This is a genomic window from Eikenella sp., assembly GCF_057315495.1.
This window is the reverse complement of record NZ_DBHKXY010000013.1, coordinates 1-17,343: the sequence shown is the minus strand read 5'-3', so window position 1 is coordinate 17,343 and position 17,343 is coordinate 1. Positions and strand designations below refer to the sequence as shown.

21 protein-coding genes are annotated in these 17,343 nt (G+C 56.6%); 7 read left to right on the top strand and 14 right to left on the bottom strand.

What is annotated here, in order from left to right:
- Positions 1-343 precede the first annotated feature (343 nt).
- From sucD to pcnB, 6 genes are all read right to left on the bottom strand, one after another.
- Complete coding sequence (sucD, locus tag ACO6EE_RS02335; RefSeq protein ID WP_003823180.1) at positions 344-1,234, bottom strand: succinate--CoA ligase subunit alpha; 891 nt, start codon at positions 1,232-1,234, stop codon at positions 344-346.
- A gap of 10 nt (positions 1,235-1,244) precedes the next feature.
- Positions 1,245-2,411 (bottom strand): ADP-forming succinate--CoA ligase subunit beta, encoded by a 1,167-nt coding sequence (gene sucC / locus ACO6EE_RS02330; protein WP_485958942.1) that lies wholly within the window; start codon positions 2,409-2,411, stop codon positions 1,245-1,247.
- Positions 2,412-2,779: 368 nt separating this feature from the next.
- Entirely contained in the window at positions 2,780-3,109 is a 330-nt protein-coding gene (locus ACO6EE_RS02325; protein ID WP_485958940.1) for a 50S ribosomal protein L7/L12, read from the bottom strand.
- Between the two features lie 224 nt (positions 3,110-3,333).
- Positions 3,334-3,993: a deoxynucleoside kinase gene (locus ACO6EE_RS02320; protein WP_485958939.1), complete on the bottom strand. Its 660-nt coding sequence runs from the start codon at positions 3,991-3,993 to the stop codon at positions 3,334-3,336.
- A 70-nt stretch (positions 3,994-4,063) separates the two neighbouring features.
- On the bottom strand, positions 4,064-4,558 hold the full coding sequence (folK, locus tag ACO6EE_RS02315; RefSeq protein WP_485958937.1) for a 2-amino-4-hydroxy-6-hydroxymethyldihydropteridine diphosphokinase: 495 nt from the start codon (positions 4,556-4,558) through the stop codon (positions 4,064-4,066).
- A 131-nt stretch (positions 4,559-4,689) separates the two neighbouring features.
- On the bottom strand, positions 4,690-6,060 hold the full coding sequence (gene pcnB, locus ACO6EE_RS02310; RefSeq protein WP_485958944.1) for a polynucleotide adenylyltransferase PcnB: 1,371 nt from the start codon (positions 6,058-6,060) through the stop codon (positions 4,690-4,692).
- Positions 6,061-6,219: 159 nt separating this feature from the next.
- On the opposite strand from pcnB, the gene ACO6EE_RS02305 reads away from it, so the two are divergent.
- From ACO6EE_RS02305 to ACO6EE_RS02280, 6 genes are all read left to right on the top strand, one after another.
- Positions 6,220-6,405: a DUF3460 family protein gene (locus tag ACO6EE_RS02305; protein ID WP_485958935.1), complete on the top strand. Its 186-nt coding sequence runs from the start codon at positions 6,220-6,222 to the stop codon at positions 6,403-6,405.
- Between the two features lie 15 nt (positions 6,406-6,420).
- The gene (locus ACO6EE_RS02300) at positions 6,421-7,113 is read left to right on the top strand and encodes a class I SAM-dependent methyltransferase (RefSeq protein ID WP_485958934.1); all 693 of its coding nucleotides are present in this window, start codon (positions 6,421-6,423) and stop codon (positions 7,111-7,113) included.
- Positions 7,104-7,769, top strand: coding sequence for a tetratricopeptide repeat protein (locus tag ACO6EE_RS02295; protein ID WP_485958933.1), 666 nt, complete (start codon positions 7,104-7,106; stop codon positions 7,767-7,769). The genes ACO6EE_RS02300 and ACO6EE_RS02295 overlap by 10 nt, the downstream gene beginning before the upstream one ends.
- Positions 7,770-7,839: 70 nt before the next feature.
- Positions 7,840-9,423, top strand: a complete 1,584-nt coding sequence (gene purH / locus ACO6EE_RS02290) for a bifunctional phosphoribosylaminoimidazolecarboxamide formyltransferase/IMP cyclohydrolase (protein ID WP_485958931.1) — start codon at positions 7,840-7,842, stop codon at positions 9,421-9,423.
- 105 nt (positions 9,424-9,528) lie between these two features.
- Positions 9,529-10,017: a hypothetical protein gene (locus ACO6EE_RS02285; RefSeq protein WP_485958929.1), complete on the top strand. Its 489-nt coding sequence runs from the start codon at positions 9,529-9,531 to the stop codon at positions 10,015-10,017.
- 78 nt (positions 10,018-10,095) lie between these two features.
- Positions 10,096-10,812, top strand: a complete 717-nt coding sequence (locus ACO6EE_RS02280; RefSeq protein ID WP_485958927.1) for a DUF6348 family protein — start codon at positions 10,096-10,098, stop codon at positions 10,810-10,812.
- A gap of 66 nt (positions 10,813-10,878) precedes the next feature.
- On the opposite strand, the gene gloA is transcribed toward ACO6EE_RS02280, so the two are convergent.
- The 7 genes from gloA to aroE form a co-directional block, all read right to left on the bottom strand.
- Positions 10,879-11,274: a lactoylglutathione lyase gene (gloA, locus tag ACO6EE_RS02275; RefSeq protein ID WP_485958925.1), complete on the bottom strand. Its 396-nt coding sequence runs from the start codon at positions 11,272-11,274 to the stop codon at positions 10,879-10,881.
- Positions 11,275-11,361: 87 nt separating this feature from the next.
- On the bottom strand, positions 11,362-12,039 hold the full coding sequence (locus ACO6EE_RS02270; protein ID WP_485958923.1) for a M48 family metallopeptidase: 678 nt from the start codon (positions 12,037-12,039) through the stop codon (positions 11,362-11,364).
- A 211-nt stretch (positions 12,040-12,250) separates the two neighbouring features.
- On the bottom strand, positions 12,251-12,970 hold the full coding sequence (locus ACO6EE_RS02265) for a 7-cyano-7-deazaguanine/7-aminomethyl-7-deazaguanine transporter (RefSeq protein ID WP_485958922.1): 720 nt from the start codon (positions 12,968-12,970) through the stop codon (positions 12,251-12,253).
- 106 nt (positions 12,971-13,076) lie between these two features.
- Positions 13,077-13,499, bottom strand: coding sequence for a hypothetical protein (locus ACO6EE_RS02260; protein ID WP_485958920.1), 423 nt, complete (start codon positions 13,497-13,499; stop codon positions 13,077-13,079).
- 55 nt (positions 13,500-13,554) lie between these two features.
- Entirely contained in the window at positions 13,555-13,815 is a 261-nt protein-coding gene (locus tag ACO6EE_RS02255) for a hypothetical protein (protein WP_485958919.1), read from the bottom strand.
- A gap of 22 nt (positions 13,816-13,837) precedes the next feature.
- The gene (gene queF / locus ACO6EE_RS02250) at positions 13,838-14,308 is read right to left on the bottom strand and encodes a preQ(1) synthase (RefSeq protein ID WP_064105635.1); all 471 of its coding nucleotides are present in this window, start codon (positions 14,306-14,308) and stop codon (positions 13,838-13,840) included.
- A gap of 169 nt (positions 14,309-14,477) precedes the next feature.
- Positions 14,478-15,293, bottom strand: coding sequence for a shikimate dehydrogenase (gene aroE, locus ACO6EE_RS02245; protein ID WP_485958917.1), 816 nt, complete (start codon positions 15,291-15,293; stop codon positions 14,478-14,480).
- Positions 15,294-15,500: 207 nt separating this feature from the next.
- Here aroE and ACO6EE_RS02240 point away from each other — a divergent pair, with 207 nt between their 5' ends.
- Positions 15,501-16,196 (top strand): Bax inhibitor-1 family protein, encoded by a 696-nt coding sequence (locus ACO6EE_RS02240; RefSeq protein WP_485958915.1) that lies wholly within the window; start codon positions 15,501-15,503, stop codon positions 16,194-16,196.
- 302 nt (positions 16,197-16,498) lie between these two features.
- On the opposite strand, the gene ACO6EE_RS02235 is transcribed toward ACO6EE_RS02240, so the two are convergent.
- Positions 16,499-17,167: a hypothetical protein gene (locus ACO6EE_RS02235; RefSeq protein ID WP_485958913.1), complete on the bottom strand. Its 669-nt coding sequence runs from the start codon at positions 17,165-17,167 to the stop codon at positions 16,499-16,501.
- Positions 17,168-17,343: the final 176 nt, after the last annotated feature.

The following is a 17,343-nucleotide window of genomic DNA, read 5'->3' as shown; positions in this document are numbered from 1 at the left end:
CTTGCAGGCTTACTTTTCTCAACCTGTGGTGTAAACAACGCGACGATTTCCTACACCTTTCTTAGTCTGAATGGAATGGGAAACGCATATATAGTGAATTAACAAAAACCAGTACAGCATTGGCTCGCCTTGCCGTAACGTGTGTACTGTCTGCGGCTCGCCGCCTTGTCCTGATTTTTGTTAATCCACTATAGTGCCCGGCCACTCCGCAGCAGTAGATCGGGCATTCACGTCCAAGCTGCTCCCCACGCATTACGCTGGCACAAAATTTTCAGGTAGCCTCTCACAGCAAAAAAGGCTACCTGAAAATCTTCAGGTAGCCTCATCAGCTAATCAAACTAGATTATGCCAAGCCTTTGGCTTTCAGCACTTCCAGCATGGTGCTGCCCAATTCGGCCGGGCTGCGGGTGTAGGCCACGCCTGCTTTTTCGAAGGCGCGGAATTTCTCTTCTGCCGTGCCTTTGCCGCCGGAGATGATGGCACCGGCATGGCCCATGCGTTTGCCTTTGGGCGCGGTTACACCGGCAATGTAGCCCACCACCGGTTTGGACACGTTTGACTGGATGAACTCGGCCGCTTCCTCTTCGGCCGTGCCGCCGATTTCGCCAATCAGGATGATGGCTTCGGTTTGCGGATCGGCTTCAAACAGTTTCAGCGCGTCGATTTGGTTCATGCCCGGAATCGGGTCGCCGCCGATGCCGATACAGGTGGATTGGCCAAGGCCGAGCTTGGTGGTTTGCGCCACGGCTTCATAAGTGAGCGTGCCGGAGCGGGAGATGATGCCGATTTTGCCGGGCTGGTGGATGTGGCCGGGCATAATACCGATTTTGCATTCGCCGGGGGTAATCACGCCGGGGCAGTTCGGGCCCACCAGGCGGGTGCCGTTGCCGTTGGTTTCGAGATAACGTTTGGCTTTGAGCATGTCCAGCGTGGGCACGCCTTCGGTAATCACCACCACCAGTTTCACGCCGGAATCCACGGCTTCCACGATGGAATCCAGCACAAAGGGCGCGGGCACATAAATCACGGAGGCATCGGCGCCGGTTTCGCGCACGGCTTCGTTCATGGTGTTGAACACGGGCAGGCCCAGATGGGTTTGGCCGCCTTTGCCGGGAGTAACGCCGCCCACCACTTTAGTGCCGTAGGCAATCGCTTGTTCGGAGTGGAAAGTACCGTTCTTACCGGTAAAACCCTGTACCAATACTTTGGTGTCTTTATTAATCAATACGCTCATTCTGTTCTCCTTAGGCGTTTACGGCGGCAACAATTTTCTCGGCGGCGTCGTTCAGGCCGTCGGCGGAAGTGAGTTTCAGGCCGGATTCGTTCAGAATCTTCGCGCCCAATTCAGCGTTGTTGCCTTCGAGGCGCACCACCACGGGCACGGTTACGTTCACTTCTTTCACAGCGGCCACAATGGCTTCGGCAATCATATCGCAGCGCACGATACCGCCGAAAATATTGATCAGCACGCCTTTCACGGATTTGTCTTCCAAAATCAGCTTGAAGGCTTCCACCACGCGTTCTTTGGTGGCGCCGCCGCCCACGTCGAGGAAGTTGGCCGGCTGGCCGCCTTTGAGCTTGATGATGTCCATGGTGGCCATCGCCAGGCCGGCGCCGTTCACCATACAGCCGATATTGCCTTCCAGCGCCACATAGTTCAGCTCAAACTCGGAGGCTTTCAGCTCGCGCTCGTTTTCTTGCGATTTATCGCGCAGCTCGGCAATTTTCGGCAGGCGGTACAAAGCATTACCGTCGATGCCCACTTTGCCGTCCACGCAGGCCAGGCTGCCGTCTTCGCGCACGGCCAAGGGGTTGATTTCAAACAGGGCGAAATCGTTTTCGATGAAGGCTTGGTAGGCGCCGGTCATCAGTTTCACAAACTGGCCGACTTGCTTGTCTTTCAAACCCAGCTTGAAGGCCACTTCGCGGGCTTGGCAGGGCTGCAGGCCCACCAGCGGGTCCACCACGGTTTTGAAGATTTTTTCCGGGGTTTCTTCGGCCACTTTTTCAATTTCCACACCGCCCTCGGTGGAAGCCATAAACACCACGCGGCGTGCGGCACGGTCTACCACCGCGCCCAGATAGAGCTCGGTTTGCACCGGATACATATCTTCACACACCAATACGCTGTTTACCGGCTGGCCGTTGGCATCGGTTTGATAAGTAATCAGATTGGTGCCAATCAGGCTTTCAGCCACCTGTTTGGCCTCATCGCGGCTTTTCACCACTTTCACGCCGCCTGCCTTACCGCGTCCGCCGGCGTGCACTTGGGCTTTAATCACAGCAAATTTGCCGCCCAGTTTGTCGTAGGCAGCGGCAGCTTCTTCGCCGTTGGCGGCCAAAATCCCGCCCTGAACCGGCAAACCATAGCCCGCAAGCAGCTCTTTTGCTTGATATTCATGTAGATTCATCAAAGTTCCCTCAGTATAGGTTAAACACAGTTTGCCGCCGTGAAAGCGGCAAGGATCGAATTCAAAACCAGCTTTGATAATGCAGGGCGAAGTATAGACGAAACCCGCAGGTAACATCAGCGCAATTTTGTTAGAACAAGTAAATGGGAGATGTATAAACGGCAGCAACGGCAGCCCGGCCATACACGGACTATACGGGGAGGATAAAGCACAAAGTTTCAGGTAGCCTCCCTGTTACGGGTTGTGTAGGGTGCAGTACGTTCCGCACGCACGCGGTTTCAAATTATTTAACAAGCAACCACGTGCATGAGTTTGCTCACGCACCCTACCTATACCAACTACGCTGAATAATTGAAAGCATTATTATTTTATTCGCCAGAAAACATAACCTCATCCAAGTCATCAATATCGCTCTCTATCTGTTCATAGGTAGCTATAATATTATCTAATATACCTAAATTAATAGCTCCTGTAACATCTCTCACGATTACATTAGTTCCTATATTATTTAACTCATCAATAAGCTTTCTAATTTTTTTTATTTCTATTAATTTTATATCACTTACAGAAGCTATAATCTCATAATTATCTATCTTTGATTTTATTTCAGATAATGGTAGAAAAGTATAATTTCTTAAAATATTATATGTCTTTAATTGATCACCAATTTTATCAATAATTAAATCTATCGTGTTCATTTCATTTCTTATATGCATTAAAAATTATTCATCATATCTGTTATTTTTCCTAGAAGGCTATTCTTCCAGTGAGTAGGTAGGGTTAGCTGCAAGCATAACCCAATAAATAAAGTGTGAAATATTGGGTTTCCCAATCCAACCTACACGCCTTCAATAAAACACTTATCACTAACCAACAAACAAAAGGCTACCTGAAAATTTTCAGGTAGCCTTTCTTCTCCGCCCTAGCGTTCGCTCAAGTTCAAATAATGCCGGCTGCCGCGCATATTGGCGATGGCGTGCAGCAGCAGTTGGAAATGGTCGGGATTATTCACAAAATCCAGCTCTTCGGTGTTGGCAATCAGCAGCGGAGCGCGGTCGTAGAGATAGAAATAGCGGTGGTATTCTTCGTGCACCTGCTGCAGGTAGCCTGGCGGAAACAGGTTGATGTGGTTGTCGCCACGGCTGCGCAGCTGCGCTTCGGCGGCACCGGCGCTGGTTTGCAGGTAAATCACCAAATCGGGCACGGGAATTTCGGGCATGATTTTCTGCTTGAGCTGCCAATATAGCGCCTGCTCGTCTTCGCGCAAAACGGTGGGCACGAAAATCTGGTCTTTTTCCAGCAGGAAATCGCTCACCACGCGCTGCATGCTGTGGTTGGCGTTGCCGATTTCGTCGGCGGCGGCAATGAGGTTGAGCGTTTCGGTGCGGCGCAGCAGGAAGTAGAGCTCGGTGGCCAGGCCGTGGTTGGCGGCGTTGAGGTAGAACTGCTCCAAAAACGGGTTTTGCTCGGGCTGCTCGCTGATGAGGGTGCAGCCGAAATGTTCGGCCAGCTTGCGGCTGAGCGGGGATTTGCCGCTGCCGATGGGGCCTTCCACAACGATGTAGCGGTAGTCTGCCTGCATGGTCTCTCCTTGGAATGTTTCAGGTAGCCTTTCGGGGGTCAGGCAGCCTATTGAAGGCTACCTGAAAAACTTAACTCTCTGTTTCATCCAAACGTTGCACACCTTCATTGCCTAGAGCTGCGGCCAGCTCGGCAGCGGTGGCGGTTTGGCCGGGCAGGATGTGCTGCGGGGCGATTTCGGCCAGGGGAATCATCACGAAGCCTCGCTGATGGGCGCGCGGGTGCGGCAGCTGCAAGGCTGGGCTGTCGAGCATTTGGCCGGCGTAGTCGATTAAATCCAAATCCAGCGTACGCGGGGCATTGCGGAAGCTGCGCACGCGGCCGGCGGCGGCTTCGGTTTGGTGCAGCAGCGCGAGCAGTTCGGCAGCGGGCAAATCGGTAGCCAGCAACGCCACGGCATTAATAAAGTCGGGCTGGTCGGCATAACCCACCGGCGCGGTGCGGTAAAACGAGGAAGCCGCCAGCACCTGCACTTGCGGGTGCGCCGCCAGCGCGGCCAGGGCGCTTTGCAGCTGGGAAACGGGCTGTTCGAGGTTGCTGCCCAAGGCAATAATGGCTTGCTTCATTTGGTGTTTTTAATCATGGAGTGATTAGAATTGGGCTACCTGAAAACGGAGTCGGCGGGATTTTCAGGTAGCCTTTGAATGAGGTGTCGGATTCGAGGATCCGAACTACGGCTACTTCAAGCAAATCCCGCCTATTCAGCCGCGCCCTTATCTGCCGCGCCTGTTTTCTTCTTGCGCCGGCGGCGTTTTTTGGCCGGTGCGTCGCCGCTGTCGTGGCGTTGTTCGGCGGCTTGAATCATCTGTTTTCGCTGTTCTTCGTCGGCTTCTTGGAAAGCGGTCCACCAGTCGGCAATGCCCTGCTCTACTTCGCCGGCGCGGGCGCGCAGCAGCAGGAAATCGTAGGCGGCGCGGAAGCGGGACTGGGCAAGCAGGCGGAATGGGCGGGCGCCGCGCCGGTGCTCGAACTGAGGCTGGAGCTGCCAGATTTCGCGCATCGAGGCGGTGAAGCGATGTGGCACGCCCCAACCTTTTTCCATGTGGGCGCGGATTTCGGCCACGGCGGCGCTGAGTGCGGGCATGGTTCTGAACCCGCTATTCTGAGCGCGCTGCCAGGCTTCGCGCACCTGCGGCCACAACACGGCGGCCAGCACAAAGCCCACGGATACGCCTTGGTCGGTGCGCAGGCGGTTGTCGGTGCTGTTGAGGGCAAGCGCCACGATGCCGCGCCCTTGGTTTTCAGGTAGCCTTTCCAAGGCGCAGGCAAGCAGGGGGTGCACGCTTTGGCCGTCCATGCCCAAGGCCTGCATCTGTTTGAGGCAGTCGATGGCCGCGCCGGAAAACAAGAGCTTCATCACTTCATCGAACAGGCGCGCCAGCGGCTCTTTGGGCAACAGGTGCAGACATTCGGCAATCGGCGCGGCGGTATCGGGGGCTACCTGAAAACCGAGTTTGCCGGAGAGCCGGGCGGCACGCAGCATGCGCACCGGGTCTTCCTGATAGCGTGCACGGGCGTCGCCGATCATCACCAGGCGTTTGGCGCGGATGTCGGCCACGCCGTGATGGAAATCGGTGATTTCCCCGCGGGCGGGGTTGTAATACAGGGCGTTGCAGGTGAAATCGCGGCGGGCGGCGTCTTGCTCCATGCTGCCGTAGCTGTTGTCTTGCATGATGCGGCCGTGTTCGTTTTGCCGCGCGGGGCGGTTGCCGCCGCGGAAGGTGGTGACTTCAATCGTTTCCGGCCCCACCATCACGTGCACAATCTGAAAGCGCCGGCCGATGATGCGGCTGCGGCGGAATACTTTGCGCACTTCTTCGGGGCGGGCATTGGTGGCCACATCAAAATCTTTCGGCTCGATGCCCAAGAGCAAATCGCGCACCGCGCCGCCCACCACATAAGCCTCAAACCCGGCCTGTTGCAGCCGCGACACCACTTTTTCCGCCGCATAGCTGAGCCCGTCTGGCGTGATGCCGTGTTCGTTTTGCGGCAGCACCTGTTTGTGCGAATGCGTTGCGGCGGCTTCAGGTTTGCCCGGCAGGATTTTGCGCAGCCATCTAGTCAGCATAGGGTGTGTTCTCAATTCTTGTTTTTCAGGTAGCCTGCGGTGTGCGTGCAGGCGCGTGCTTAAGATAAAGTGCGCAGTATAACCTTTCGCCGCAACGGCTGCCAAACCAAGCTCTTTCCGTTATAATCGCCACTACCCCGCACCACAGGAAAACACACCATGTATAACTACCAATCCGACGCCACCCAGTTCCTGCAAAAATACATCGAAGAACACCCCGAAGAGCAAGAACGCCGCCTCCAAAACCGCGGTTTGTTGTGGGATGTGGAGCTCAACCCCGAAGAGCAGGCCGATTTCGCCGACGGCAAAGTCGCCAAAAAACCCTACACCTACTATTCCTACTAAACCCCGCGCCGCGCCATGACCGCAGCCACCGACCATCTGCCCCCCGGCCTTGCAGGCTACCTGAAAAGCATCAACCCGCCTGAAGCAGAAGTGTTGCAACGCCTGCGCCAAACCACCGCGCAGCACCGTATGGGCAAAATGCACCTGGCCGCCGAGCAAGCCCAGCTCCTCGCCTTTCTCGTGCAGCTCATCCGCGCCGAACGCTGCCTAGAAATCGGCGTGTTCACCGGCTACAGCAGCACCGCCGTTGCCCTCGCCCTGCCTGAACACGGCCGCCTCACCGCCTGCGACATCAACATCACCTACACCAACACCGCGCGTCGCTTCTGGCGCGAAGCCGGCGTGGAGCACAAAATCGAGCTCCACCTCCAGCCCGCCCTCATCACGCTCGACCAACTCATCCAGCAAGGCCGCAGCGGCAGCTACGATTTCGCCCTGATCGACGCCGACAAACCGCCCACCGCCCACTACTACGAACGCTGCCTCACCCTACTGCGCCCAGGCGGCCTCATCGCTATCGACAACCTCCTGCTCGGCGGCCGCGTGTATCAAGAAAATGCCGAACCTGCGCCCGAATCCATCGAGCGCATCCGCGCCTTCAACCAATCCCTGCAAACCGACTCCCGCGTAGCCGCCCTCACCCTGCCCTTGGGCGACGGCCTCACCCTGCTGCGCAAACGTCATCCCGAGGAAATCCCATGCGCCTAATCATCCCCGCCGCCCTCTGCGGCCTCGCTGCCTGCACCGCCCTGCCCCCCGCAGCGCCAGCCCCTGCCGGCAGCCCCCTGCCCCAGCAGCGTATCGAAACCGAGCTCAACGCCCACAACCAGCAAATCGGCCAACTGCAACAGCAAGTCGCCGAACTGCGCAGCCAAGTCAGCGAGCTGCAACAACGCCAGCAACAACTCACCCAGCTCCTCGATGCCAGTGCCGCCTCCCGCCGCAGCACCAGCCACAGCAGCGCCGAGCCTGCCACCGCTCCAGCGGAAAACCCGCAAGAGCAAGCCTACCAACAAGCCATGCAACTCTACCGCAGCGGCCTCTACAGCCAAGCCCTGCAGCAGCTGCGCTTTGCCGAACGCAGCGGCAGCGGCGGCCGCACCGAACAAAACGCCCTCTTCCTGCTGATGCAGAGCCACGAAAAACTGCGCAACTGCGAATCCGTCATCCTCACCGGCCAACGCTTCGCCACCCGCTTCGCCGCCAACCCCAAAGCCGCCGAAGCCCTCTACAGCGTTGGCAGCTGCCAATGGAGCATGCAGCAACGCGACATCGCCCGCGCCACCTGGCGCAAGCTGATGCAAACCTACCCCAACAGCCCAGCCGCCCGCCGCGCCAGCCAGCGCATCCAGAACAACCGTTGATGAATGAGGCTACCTGAAATTTCAGGTAGCCCATTCCTCCCCATCATCCCACTCTACATAAGGAATCCCCATGCTCCCCAAAATCAAACGTGCCCTGATCAGTCTTTCCGACAAAACCGGCGCCGTCGAATTTGCCCGCACGCTCGACAAGCTCGGCGTGGCCATCCTCTCCACCGGCGGCACAGCCAAGCTCTTGGCCGATGCGGGCATTCCCGTCATCGAAGTGTCCGACTACACCGGCTTCCCCGAAATGCTCGACGGCCGCGTGAAAACGCTGCACCCGAAAATCCACGGCGGCATTCTCGGCCGGCGCGATTTGCTTGATCACGTTGCCACCATGGAAGAGCACGACATCGGCAATATCGACCTGGTGTGCGTGAACCTCTACCCCTTTGCCGCCACCATCGCCAAGCCCGGCTGCACGCTGGAAGACGCGATTGAAAACATCGACATCGGCGGCCCGACCATGGTGCGCTCCGCCGCGAAAAACTGGAAACACGTCGCCATCGTTACCGACACCGCCGACTTCCCCGCCGTCGCCGCCGAAATGGAAGCCAACGGCGGCGCGTTGAGCGACAAAACCCGCTTCAACCTCTCGCGCAAAGCGTTCAGCCACACCGCCCAATACGACGGCATGATTTCCAACTACCTGACCTCGCTTTCAGACGACGTCTTGAGCGGCACGCCTGAAATCGGTGAATTCCCAAGCCAGTTCAACCAAAGCTGGATTAAAGTGCAAGATATGCGCTACGGCGAAAACCCGCACCAGCGCGCCGCGTTCTACCGCGATGTGTACCCCGCCGCAGGCAGCCTCGCCGCATACCAACAACTACAAGGCAAAGAATTGTCGTACAACAACATCGCCGATGCCGATGCCGCATGGGAAGCCGTCAAATCCTTCGACGCGCCCGCCTGCGTGATTGTGAAACACGCCAATCCGTGCGGCGTCGCCGTTGCAGCCGATACATTGACTGCTTACAAACTCGCCTACGCCACCGACACCACCAGCGCGTTCGGCGGCATCATCGCCTTCAACCGCGAAGTGGACGGCGCAACGGTGAAACAGATTACCGACAACCAGTTTATGGAAGTCCTGATGGCGCCGAAGTTCACCGCCGAAGCCCTCGAAATCGCCGCCGCCAAGAAAAACGTGCGCGTATTGGAAGTGCCTCTGGAAGCAGGCGCGAACCGCTTCGAACTCAAGCGCGTCGGCGGCGGACTGTTGGTACAAACGCCCGACATCCACCGCCTCAGCCGCGCCGATTTGAAAGTCGTCTCCAAACGCCAACCGACCGAGCAGGAGTGGAACGATTTGCTGTTTGTCTGGAACGTCGCCAAATACGTCAAATCCAATGCCATCGTGTTCGGCAAAGGCGGCCAAACCTACGGCATCGGCGCAGGCCAAATGAGCCGTGTGGACAGCACCCGCATCGCCGCCCGCAAAGCGCAGGACGCAGGTTTGGACTTAAACGGCGCGTGTGCCGCCTCCGATGCCTTCTTCCCGTTCCGCGACGGCGTGGACGTCATCGCCGAACAGGGCATCAAAGCCATCATCCACCCCGCAGGTTCGATGCGCGATCAGGAAGTCTTCGACGCGGCGGACGAACACGGCATTGCCATGGTGGTAACGGGCGTGCGGCATTTTAGGCATTAAGCTTTCCCGTATGGCAAAAGGCTACCTGAAAGTTTCAGGTAGCCTTTTATATAACTGATATAATGAAGAAACATTGTTTCAGCCCACCATTATTAGGAGAGCAATATGCAAAAATATATTCTGATCGCCCTATTGCTTGCCTGCGCCACAACAGCCGGAGCAGACAATTTCCGCCCACAAAAACTGGCCTTGATCCATAACCTATATGTACCCTATCAAAACGGCAATACCGTTCATGCCCATCCAGAACACCACTTTTCCGCCGATCTACAGGCTGTATACCAAGAAGACAAACAGCATACACCACCGAATGAAGTCGGCTGCATCGATTACGACCCGATTATTGCCGGGCAGGATTGGGATTCAGCCAGCCTAAACCGGACGCTGAACATCCGGCCACTGGCCAACGGCCGAATCGAAGCCGTATTCCAGCAGTTTCCCGGCGATTTCTCAGCCACCCAAGTGCAATTCGTGCTGCAATGCAGCCCAAACGGTCGCTGCCTGATCGACGACATCTATTCTGCCACGCCAGGGCACCGCTTGGTTTCATTCAAACGCAGCGTACGGCGCTGTATTAGCGAAATGACCAAATAGCGCTAAAGCTACTTTAGACTTCCAACAACATAGTCCTACCAGCCAGCATATTTTTCAGGTAGCCTCAAGAGCAAACCCATGGAACCTCAAGAACTCGATACCCTAAACCTCAACGAAGCCCTCGCCGAAATCCTGCAAGCCCACGGCTATGCCTGCCAAACGCAAGGGGAAAAAATCCTGCCCGATTTCGCCGTGCCCGTGCAGTTCGAAACCTGGGTATTTCCGCGCGAACACGCCAACGGTGTGGTGGTGAGCCGTTTCGATGTCGGCATTACCCTGCCCGACGGGCGCGAACTTTACGAATGCTGCGGCGACATCGGCGAAAATTTGGAAGAAGCCCTCTCGTGCAACCTGCACAGCTTCTGCACCAACAGCCTGCATGTTTTGCTGGATGCGTTCAACCCTAGCGAAAACCATTGCCCCCACGAAATCTGGACAGCCCACAACGGCAACCGTTTCCAAGCCATTTTGGGCGACTGGACAACGAAAAAACTGGGCGAAGACACCGACGGCGGCGATGCGGAAACAATCGGCAACATCATTCCCGAGGCATTAGAAAGCACGCTGCAATCCCTCATCTGCCATCAAAACCTCACAGCTCAATATCATTTAATCCGCTTCTTCTACGCCCAATCGGACAACGAAACGACGAACATAGAATTTATGATCGACAACCAAGACGATGCCGCCGAAGAAGAACAACAGCTTGCCCAACTCCCCTGGCTGCGCCAGGAAGCCTATTACAGCGTACGCCGCTGCATCATGCTCAAGCCTTTGAATGAAGACCGGGCATAAGCCCTATCGTTTTGCCATAAAGAAAGGCTACCTGAAACTTTTCAGGTAGCCTTTTTGCCGATGGTATTAATCTTCACGGCCGTGTTTTTGGATAAACTCGATTTTGTAGCCATCTGGGTCTTCCACGAAGGCGATAACGGTATTGCCGTGTTTCATCGGGCCGGCTTCGCGCACCACTTTGCCGCCTTTGGCACGCACCGCATCGCAAGCGGCGTAGGCGTCTTCCACTTCGATGGCGATGTGGCCGTAGGCGTTGCCGAGGTCGTAGCTTGCGGTATCCCAGTTGTGGGTGAGCTCGAGTACGGCGGTTTCGTCTTCGCTGCCGTAGCCGACGAAGGCGAGGGTGAAGCGGCCTTCGGGGTAATCTTTGCGGCGCAGAAGTTTCATGCCGAGCACTTCTTGGTAGAAGGCGAGAGAAGCGTCGAGGTTGCCAACGCGCAGCATGGTATGGAGGATTCGCATGGTTTGTCCTTGGTAGGTGTTTGCTAGGGAGGCAGATTGTAACAGGTTCCTGGCAGGCTGCGGGCTTCAGGCTACCTGAAAACTGGTTCAGCCCAGCAGAAACAACTCGCGGCCATGCTGTTTGAGCCAAGCAGTGGCAGCGGCTCGGTGCGGGGTGTGTTGTTCGACTGCTGCCCAAAAGGCGGGGCTGTGGTTGGGGTGGCGCAGGTGGGCGAGTTCGTGCACGCAAACGTAGTCGGCCACGTATTCGGGTGCGCCGATAAGCCGCCAGTTGAGGTGGATGTTGCGGCGGCGGCATACGCCCCAGAAGGTTTTGGCGCGGCTGAGGGCGGTGTGTTCGGGAATGAGCTGCAGGCGCTGGGCGTGTGCGGCGAGGCGGGGGAGGAGGTAGGCTTCGGCCAGCGGCTGGAGGTGTAAGCGCAGGCGGGCTTGCTGCTGCGTCCATTCGGCTGCGGGCAGGAGGATGCGGCCTGGCTGGATTTGGATGGCGGCTTGGTCGTGGGATTGCAGTTGGTGCGGCTGGCCGTAGAGCCAGATATGGCTGGGGGCTGCAGCCGGAGCGGGGCTGTGCCGGAGCATTTGCTGCAGAGCGGTTTCATTATGTTGCAGCCAGCGGCGCAACTCGGGCAGGCTTAGCTGCGGCGGGATGCTGAGCCGCAGGCTGTGTGCGCTGTGCGCCCGCAGGATGATGTTTTTTTTGGCACGGCGGCTGAGGTGGAGCTGGATGGTGTGACCGCTGGCGAGGATGTGGGTGAGGAGGGGCATAGCGGGTTTAGGCAATCTTTGGGGTTTGATTTATATGGTTTCAGGTAGCCTAGGCTACCTGAAAATATTTATGCTGGTGCAACCACACCAGCCACCGGCAGGCAGATTTATGCCTGATATTTGCGCCTGAAACAATTGTTTGGCATGAATGCCCGGCCTACGGTTTGATGTTTCAGGTAGCCTTTGAGCACACCAAAGGCTACCTGAAAGTTTAATTGGATTGACCGGCGGCTTCCGGCTGGGCGGATACGGCTTCGGTGGCAACAGTTTGATGCAAGGTGGTGAGCTTGCGGGTGAGGATGTTGAGGATGAGGCCGTAGGCGGGCAGGAAGAAGAGCGTGCCGATCACGAGTTTGAACAGGTAATCGACAAAGGCGATGTGCGGCCAGTTGGCGGCCATAAAGGCATCGCTGCTGCCGGCGAAGGCGATGGAGAAGAAAAGCACGGTATCCACGGCGTTGCCGGCGAAGGTGGAAGCGGCGGGGGCGATCCACCAGGATTTCAGCCGGCGCAGGCGGTTGAACACGACAATATCGAGAATTTGGCCGACAACATAGGCGGCAAAGCTGGCCAGGGCGATGCGGAACACGGGCATCACAAACACGGCAAGCGCGCCCCAGCCTGTCCAGGCGCCTTCTTGAAACAGCACGGAAAAGGCATAAGAAACGAGCAAGGCGGGGAACATAACAAAGAAGATAATGCGCCGGGCGAGGCTTTGGCCAAAAATGCGCACGGTTAAATCGGTGGCGAGGAAGATGAAGGGAAAGCTGAGCGCGCCCCAGGTGGAATGCACTTCAAAGCCGTTGGGCAGGGTGACGCTAAAGGGGAATTGCACGAGATAGTTGCTGGCGGCAATCACCAGGATGTGGAAGAAAACGAGCCAGCGGAGGGCTTGCTGCTGTTGGGCGGAGGTGAAGCGGTAGTTTTGCATAATGGTCCTTAGTTTTGGTTTAGATAAAAATCTACGCGGGAGGGTTGCGAACCGCGCGGGGTTGGAAACTGGGTTTCAGGTAGCCTTTGGGTTAATGTGGCGAACCTTAGTCTTCGCCGCCTGCTTCAAAGGAGAAGCTGAGGCCGGCAAACCATTGGCTGAAGTGGTCGGCAATTTTTTGGTAGAACAAATCGCTGTAAATCAGCCAAACGGCTTGGTTGGGCAGGAGGAACAGGCTGCCTTCGTTGTGGCTGCCGATGGTGAAGCCCTGCTGTATTTCTTCCAGCGACAATTGCGGCCAATCGCTGCTGGTTTCGGTGGCTTTGAAGTAGAACTCGGGATCGGAGAGGCGGGCGTAGTATGGCAGGCTGTTGCGCTCGGTTTCGCACAGCAGGGCAGGCGGGTAGAAATCTACGTCTTCGCCATTAGCAGTTTCGTACACTCGAATGCCGCGTGCTTGGCCAATCATGGCGAGGTATTCCGCTGGCAGCGGCTGGCCGGCGTAGTGGGTGGGAAGGGTGTGGGGCATGATGTTTTCTATAAATTTAGGAGGCTGGTGTGGAGGCTACCTGAAAATATTGCCACTATGTTTCCTGCTCAAACTCTGCCTGCATGATTTGGCAGGCCTGTTCAAAAGCGGCTTTGTCTTCATTGCTGAAAACCGGCAGGGAAAAGGCGAGCCGTTTGGCTTCGTTCAGGCTGATGCGGCGGTTGGCTTGCACGAAGGCAATACAGGCCAGCCATGCCGCGCCGTGCTGTTTTAGCTGCTGAACTTCGGCAGCCAGTGCTGCGTTATCCAGCGGGGGAAGAGAGGCGGCGCGGTTTTTAATTTCAGCAAGCAGCATGGGTTTCAGGTAGCCCGCAGGCTTACTGCATATCGTGTGTAAACAGCCGCTCGCGCGCCATTTGCTCGAACGGTGTGCCGGGGCGGCCATAGTTGGCGAACGGATGAATGGCGATGCCGCCGCGCGGGGTGAATTCGCCGAACACTTCGATGTATTTCGGGTTCATCAGCTTGATGAGATCTTTCATGATGATGTTGATGCAATCTTCGTGAAAGTCGCCGTGGTTGCGGAAGCTGAAGAGGTAGAGCTTGAGCGATTTGCTTTCCACCATTTTGATATCGGGGATATAGCGGATCAGGATGGTGGCGAAATCGGGCTGGCCGGTGAGCGGGCACAGGCTGGTGAATTCCGGGCAAACGAACTTGACGAAGTAGTCGTTGCCGGGGTGTTTGTTGTCGAACGCTTCGAGGATTTCGGGGGCGTAGGTTGAGGGATATTGCGTGCCGGTGTTGCCCAGCAGGGAGAGGCCGCTGAGCTCTTCTTTGTTGCGCATGGGAGTCCTTAGTTTTGGTAACGCGGGAGGGTTGCGAACCGCGATTTGGAAAAAGGATCGGATTATAAAGGATTTTTAGGCTACCTGAAAGCGCAGCTTCAACGAAGTTTCTGCAGAAAGTGAAGTGTCTGCCAAGCTAAAGTTTCAGGTAGCCTTTGGCAGGTTTGCGCTAAATCTCTCCGGCGCGCAGGGCAGCGAGTACGGGGGCGGTTTTGGGGGAAAAGCCGCGCCAGAGGCGGTAGGATTCGGCGGCCTGCTCCACCAGCATGCCCACGCCATCGGCGCTGCGCCCTGCGCCTGCTTCGGCGGCGAAGCGCATAAAGGCGGTGGGCTCGCGGCCATAGGCCATGTCGTAGGCGAGTTCGCATTGGGCAAACACGGCAGGGGCAATGGCAGGCACTTGGCCGCTCAGACTGCCGGAGGTGGCGTTGATAATAATATCGAAACCAGCAGCAGGCAGTTGGCCCAACTCGGCAGCACGGATGCCGAAAATGGCAGCCAGCTCTTGCGCTTTGGCCGTGGTGCGGTTGGCAATACTGAGGCTGGTGGGACGGCATTCGAGCAGAGGCAGAATCACGCCGCGCGCTGCGCCACCCGCGCCGATAATGAGGATGCGTTTGCCCGCTAGGGCTACCTGAAAATTGCGGCTAATATCGGCCACCAAACCGATGCCGTCGGTATTGTCGGCATGGATTTTGCCGTTAGCCTGTTTGATTAAGGTGTTGGCTGCGCCGGCGGCACGGGCGCGTTCGGAAAGGCTGTCTGCCCAGGCACAGGAATCGGTTTTGAAAGGCACGGTTACGTTTGCGCCCACGCCGCCGGCAGCGAAAAAGGCGGCAGCAGCTTGGGCGAAGCAGCCTGGCTCGGCTAGCAATCGTTCATATTCGATTGCCATGCCTTCTTGGGCGGCAAACATTTGGTGGATGGCCGGTGAGCGGCTGTGGGCCACTGGGTTGCCGAAAACGGCGTAGCGGGGAGCAGGCATGGTGTGCGCGGCAGAGAAAAGAAAGTGCTGAATTATAGCCAAATATATGTTCCAACGCTTGCAAAGCTACCGTGCCGCCCCATCTTGCTGTTTAACGGCCGAAGCAGGCAGCAGCAGCGGCCGGCTGAATTTTTGCAAACGGCGTATTTGCTGCTACAATCCGCATTCGTTTCTTTCTTATTTGATATTCAAGAGGAGTTTTTCCACATGCAACCGCGCAATGTTTATGACTACACCGACGTGGGCAGCAATGTTTCCGCGCAAAACACCCTTTTGCGCAAAACCTACGGCTTGCTCGGGCTTTCGTTCCTCCCGGCAGCTGCCGGCGCATTCGTCGCCATGGCCACCGGCTTGAGCCTGTTCAGCTTCTCCAACAGCTATTGGGTTGGCGTGGGCATTTTCTTCGCTTTCTTCTACGGCATGTGCTTCCTGATCGAGAAAAACCGCTACAGCAATGTGGGCGCTGCCCTGCTGATGGTGCTCACTTTCGGCCTCGGCTTCTCGCTCGGCCCGATTTTGAACTACAGCCTGGCGCTTTCCAACGGCATCGAACTCATCGGCATTGCCGCCGTGATGACTGCCGCCGTGTTCCTGAGCATGGCAGCCATGGCCAAATCGCCAACCTTCCAAACCAAAAGCATCGCCCGCTTCGTTACCGTGGGCTTTGTGGTGGCCTTTATCGCTATGATAGCCAACCTCTTCCTGAGCATTCCCGCGCTCTCGCTCACCGTATCCGCCCTGTTTGTGATCGTGAGCTCCGTGCTGATTATGTGGCAGGTGCGCGTGATCATCGAAGGCGGCGAAGACAGCCACATCAGCGCCGCGCTCACGCTGTTTGTTGCCATCTACAACATCTTCACCGGCCTCCTGCGCCTGCTGTTGGCATTTGCCGGCGAAGACTAAACCGCTTTAATTCGTGTTTGAACAAAAGGCTACCTGAAAAATTTCAGGTAGCCTTTTCTAATGATCGGTTCAAGCAGCAAACGTAGGCCAATTCATACCCCAACATTTCAGAAATCCAATGGCTTTGCTGGGTTTGCTAATCCAAGCTACTCTGGCCAAACTTTCCCCAGATACATAAACAGCCAGCACAAGCGGACTGTTTTTTCGTGTATTCAATCTGTTTGATGGTTTCCAGGTAGCCTGCAATGGGGTAGAGGCTACCTGAAAAATGGCCGTACGTTTCTGTAGAAGCCGGAAGCCACCTATCCACCGCCCAAGTCCTGCACCTGCTGCACCAAATACTGCCGCCCATCTTGCTTAGCCAGACTTAAATATTGCGGCAGCAAAGGCGAGCCCATAGCGGCCAAGGCCTGCAACACGGCAATTTTCTGGTATTCATCCGCATCCAAGCCGGCAACGTCACGGTAGATGCCGCGCTGCCAAAAGTGTTCGGCATAGCGTTCGGTGTGCGGCGCATGCAGGCTGCCAGACACCATCAGGGCGCGGCGGCAAGTGTATTCGTCGGGGTCGTTGCAGAAAAATTCCGCCCATTGCCATGCAACGGCTTGGCTGGAGAGGCATGGGAGCTGCACGGCCAGCTGCCAGCCCGCATCATACGCAGGCTGCTGCCGATAGGTTTCGCACAGCCGCAGCAAGGCTGGCTCGGGCAGCATTCCGGCGATGTATTCGCTTTCGTTGTCGCGCGCGGTAAGGTAAAGCAGCTGCCGGGCCTGTTCGGGCTGCCATGCGTGCGCAGGGATTTGCTGCACAAAATCAAAACACGCCGCCCACACTTCAGGCATGGCGGCATAGTTACATTCCCATTCGCCGCCAATTTCCTGCTCGGCTTGCTTGCCGAACTCGGCGCTTTTCCAGGCAAGGAAATCGGTGTACACGCGATGCAGCTTTTCAATGACGGATGATTGGTTCATGGCAAATTCGCCTGGCTGTTTTTAGTTGCATAGAAACTTGCTACATTCGTTTTAACTTCGTTGAAGCGGCGCTTTCAGGTAGCCTTTCACCGATTGCAGGCTACCTGAAACCTAATCTGCCAAATCCGGCATAAGTAACAAAAAAGGTGCTATTTCAGAGAACCTTGCCAGTAAGT

Bases quoted from the DNA above. Each gene is read 5' to 3' on its own strand.
- sucD (WP_003823180.1), bottom strand. From the start codon at position 1,234: ATGAGCGTATTGATTAATAAAGACACCAAAGTATTGGTACAGGGTTTT.
- sucC (WP_485958942.1), bottom strand. From the start codon at position 2,411: ATGAATCTACATGAATATCAAGCAAAAGAGCTGCTTGCGGGCTATGGT.
- ACO6EE_RS02325 (WP_485958940.1), bottom strand. From the start codon at position 3,109: ATGAACACGATAGATTTAATTATTGATAAAATTGGTGATCAATTAAAG.
- ACO6EE_RS02320 (WP_485958939.1), bottom strand. From the start codon at position 3,993: ATGCAGGCAGACTACCGCTACATCGTTGTGGAAGGCCCCATCGGCAGC.
- folK (WP_485958937.1), bottom strand. From the start codon at position 4,558: ATGAAGCAAGCCATTATTGCCTTGGGCAGCAACCTCGAACAGCCCGTT.
- pcnB (WP_485958944.1), bottom strand. From the start codon at position 6,060: ATGCTGACTAGATGGCTGCGCAAAATCCTGCCGGGCAAACCTGAAGCC.
- ACO6EE_RS02305 (WP_485958935.1), top strand. From the start codon at position 6,220: ATGTATAACTACCAATCCGACGCCACCCAGTTCCTGCAAAAATACATC.
- ACO6EE_RS02300 (WP_485958934.1), top strand. From the start codon at position 6,421: ATGACCGCAGCCACCGACCATCTGCCCCCCGGCCTTGCAGGCTACCTG.
- ACO6EE_RS02295 (WP_485958933.1), top strand. From the start codon at position 7,104: ATGCGCCTAATCATCCCCGCCGCCCTCTGCGGCCTCGCTGCCTGCACC.
- purH (WP_485958931.1), top strand. From the start codon at position 7,840: ATGCTCCCCAAAATCAAACGTGCCCTGATCAGTCTTTCCGACAAAACC.
- ACO6EE_RS02285 (WP_485958929.1), top strand. From the start codon at position 9,529: ATGCAAAAATATATTCTGATCGCCCTATTGCTTGCCTGCGCCACAACA.
- ACO6EE_RS02280 (WP_485958927.1), top strand. From the start codon at position 10,096: ATGGAACCTCAAGAACTCGATACCCTAAACCTCAACGAAGCCCTCGCC.
- gloA (WP_485958925.1), bottom strand. From the start codon at position 11,274: ATGCGAATCCTCCATACCATGCTGCGCGTTGGCAACCTCGACGCTTCT.
- ACO6EE_RS02270 (WP_485958923.1), bottom strand. From the start codon at position 12,039: ATGCCCCTCCTCACCCACATCCTCGCCAGCGGTCACACCATCCAGCTC.
- ACO6EE_RS02265 (WP_485958922.1), bottom strand. From the start codon at position 12,970: ATGCAAAACTACCGCTTCACCTCCGCCCAACAGCAGCAAGCCCTCCGC.
- ACO6EE_RS02260 (WP_485958920.1), bottom strand. From the start codon at position 13,499: ATGCCCCACACCCTTCCCACCCACTACGCCGGCCAGCCGCTGCCAGCG.
- ACO6EE_RS02255 (WP_485958919.1), bottom strand. From the start codon at position 13,815: ATGCTGCTTGCTGAAATTAAAAACCGCGCCGCCTCTCTTCCCCCGCTG.
- queF (WP_064105635.1), bottom strand. From the start codon at position 14,308: ATGCGCAACAAAGAAGAGCTCAGCGGCCTCTCCCTGCTGGGCAACACC.
- aroE (WP_485958917.1), bottom strand. From the start codon at position 15,293: ATGCCTGCTCCCCGCTACGCCGTTTTCGGCAACCCAGTGGCCCACAGC.
- ACO6EE_RS02240 (WP_485958915.1), top strand. From the start codon at position 15,501: ATGCAACCGCGCAATGTTTATGACTACACCGACGTGGGCAGCAATGTT.
- ACO6EE_RS02235 (WP_485958913.1), bottom strand. From the start codon at position 17,167: ATGAACCAATCATCCGTCATTGAAAAGCTGCATCGCGTGTACACCGAT.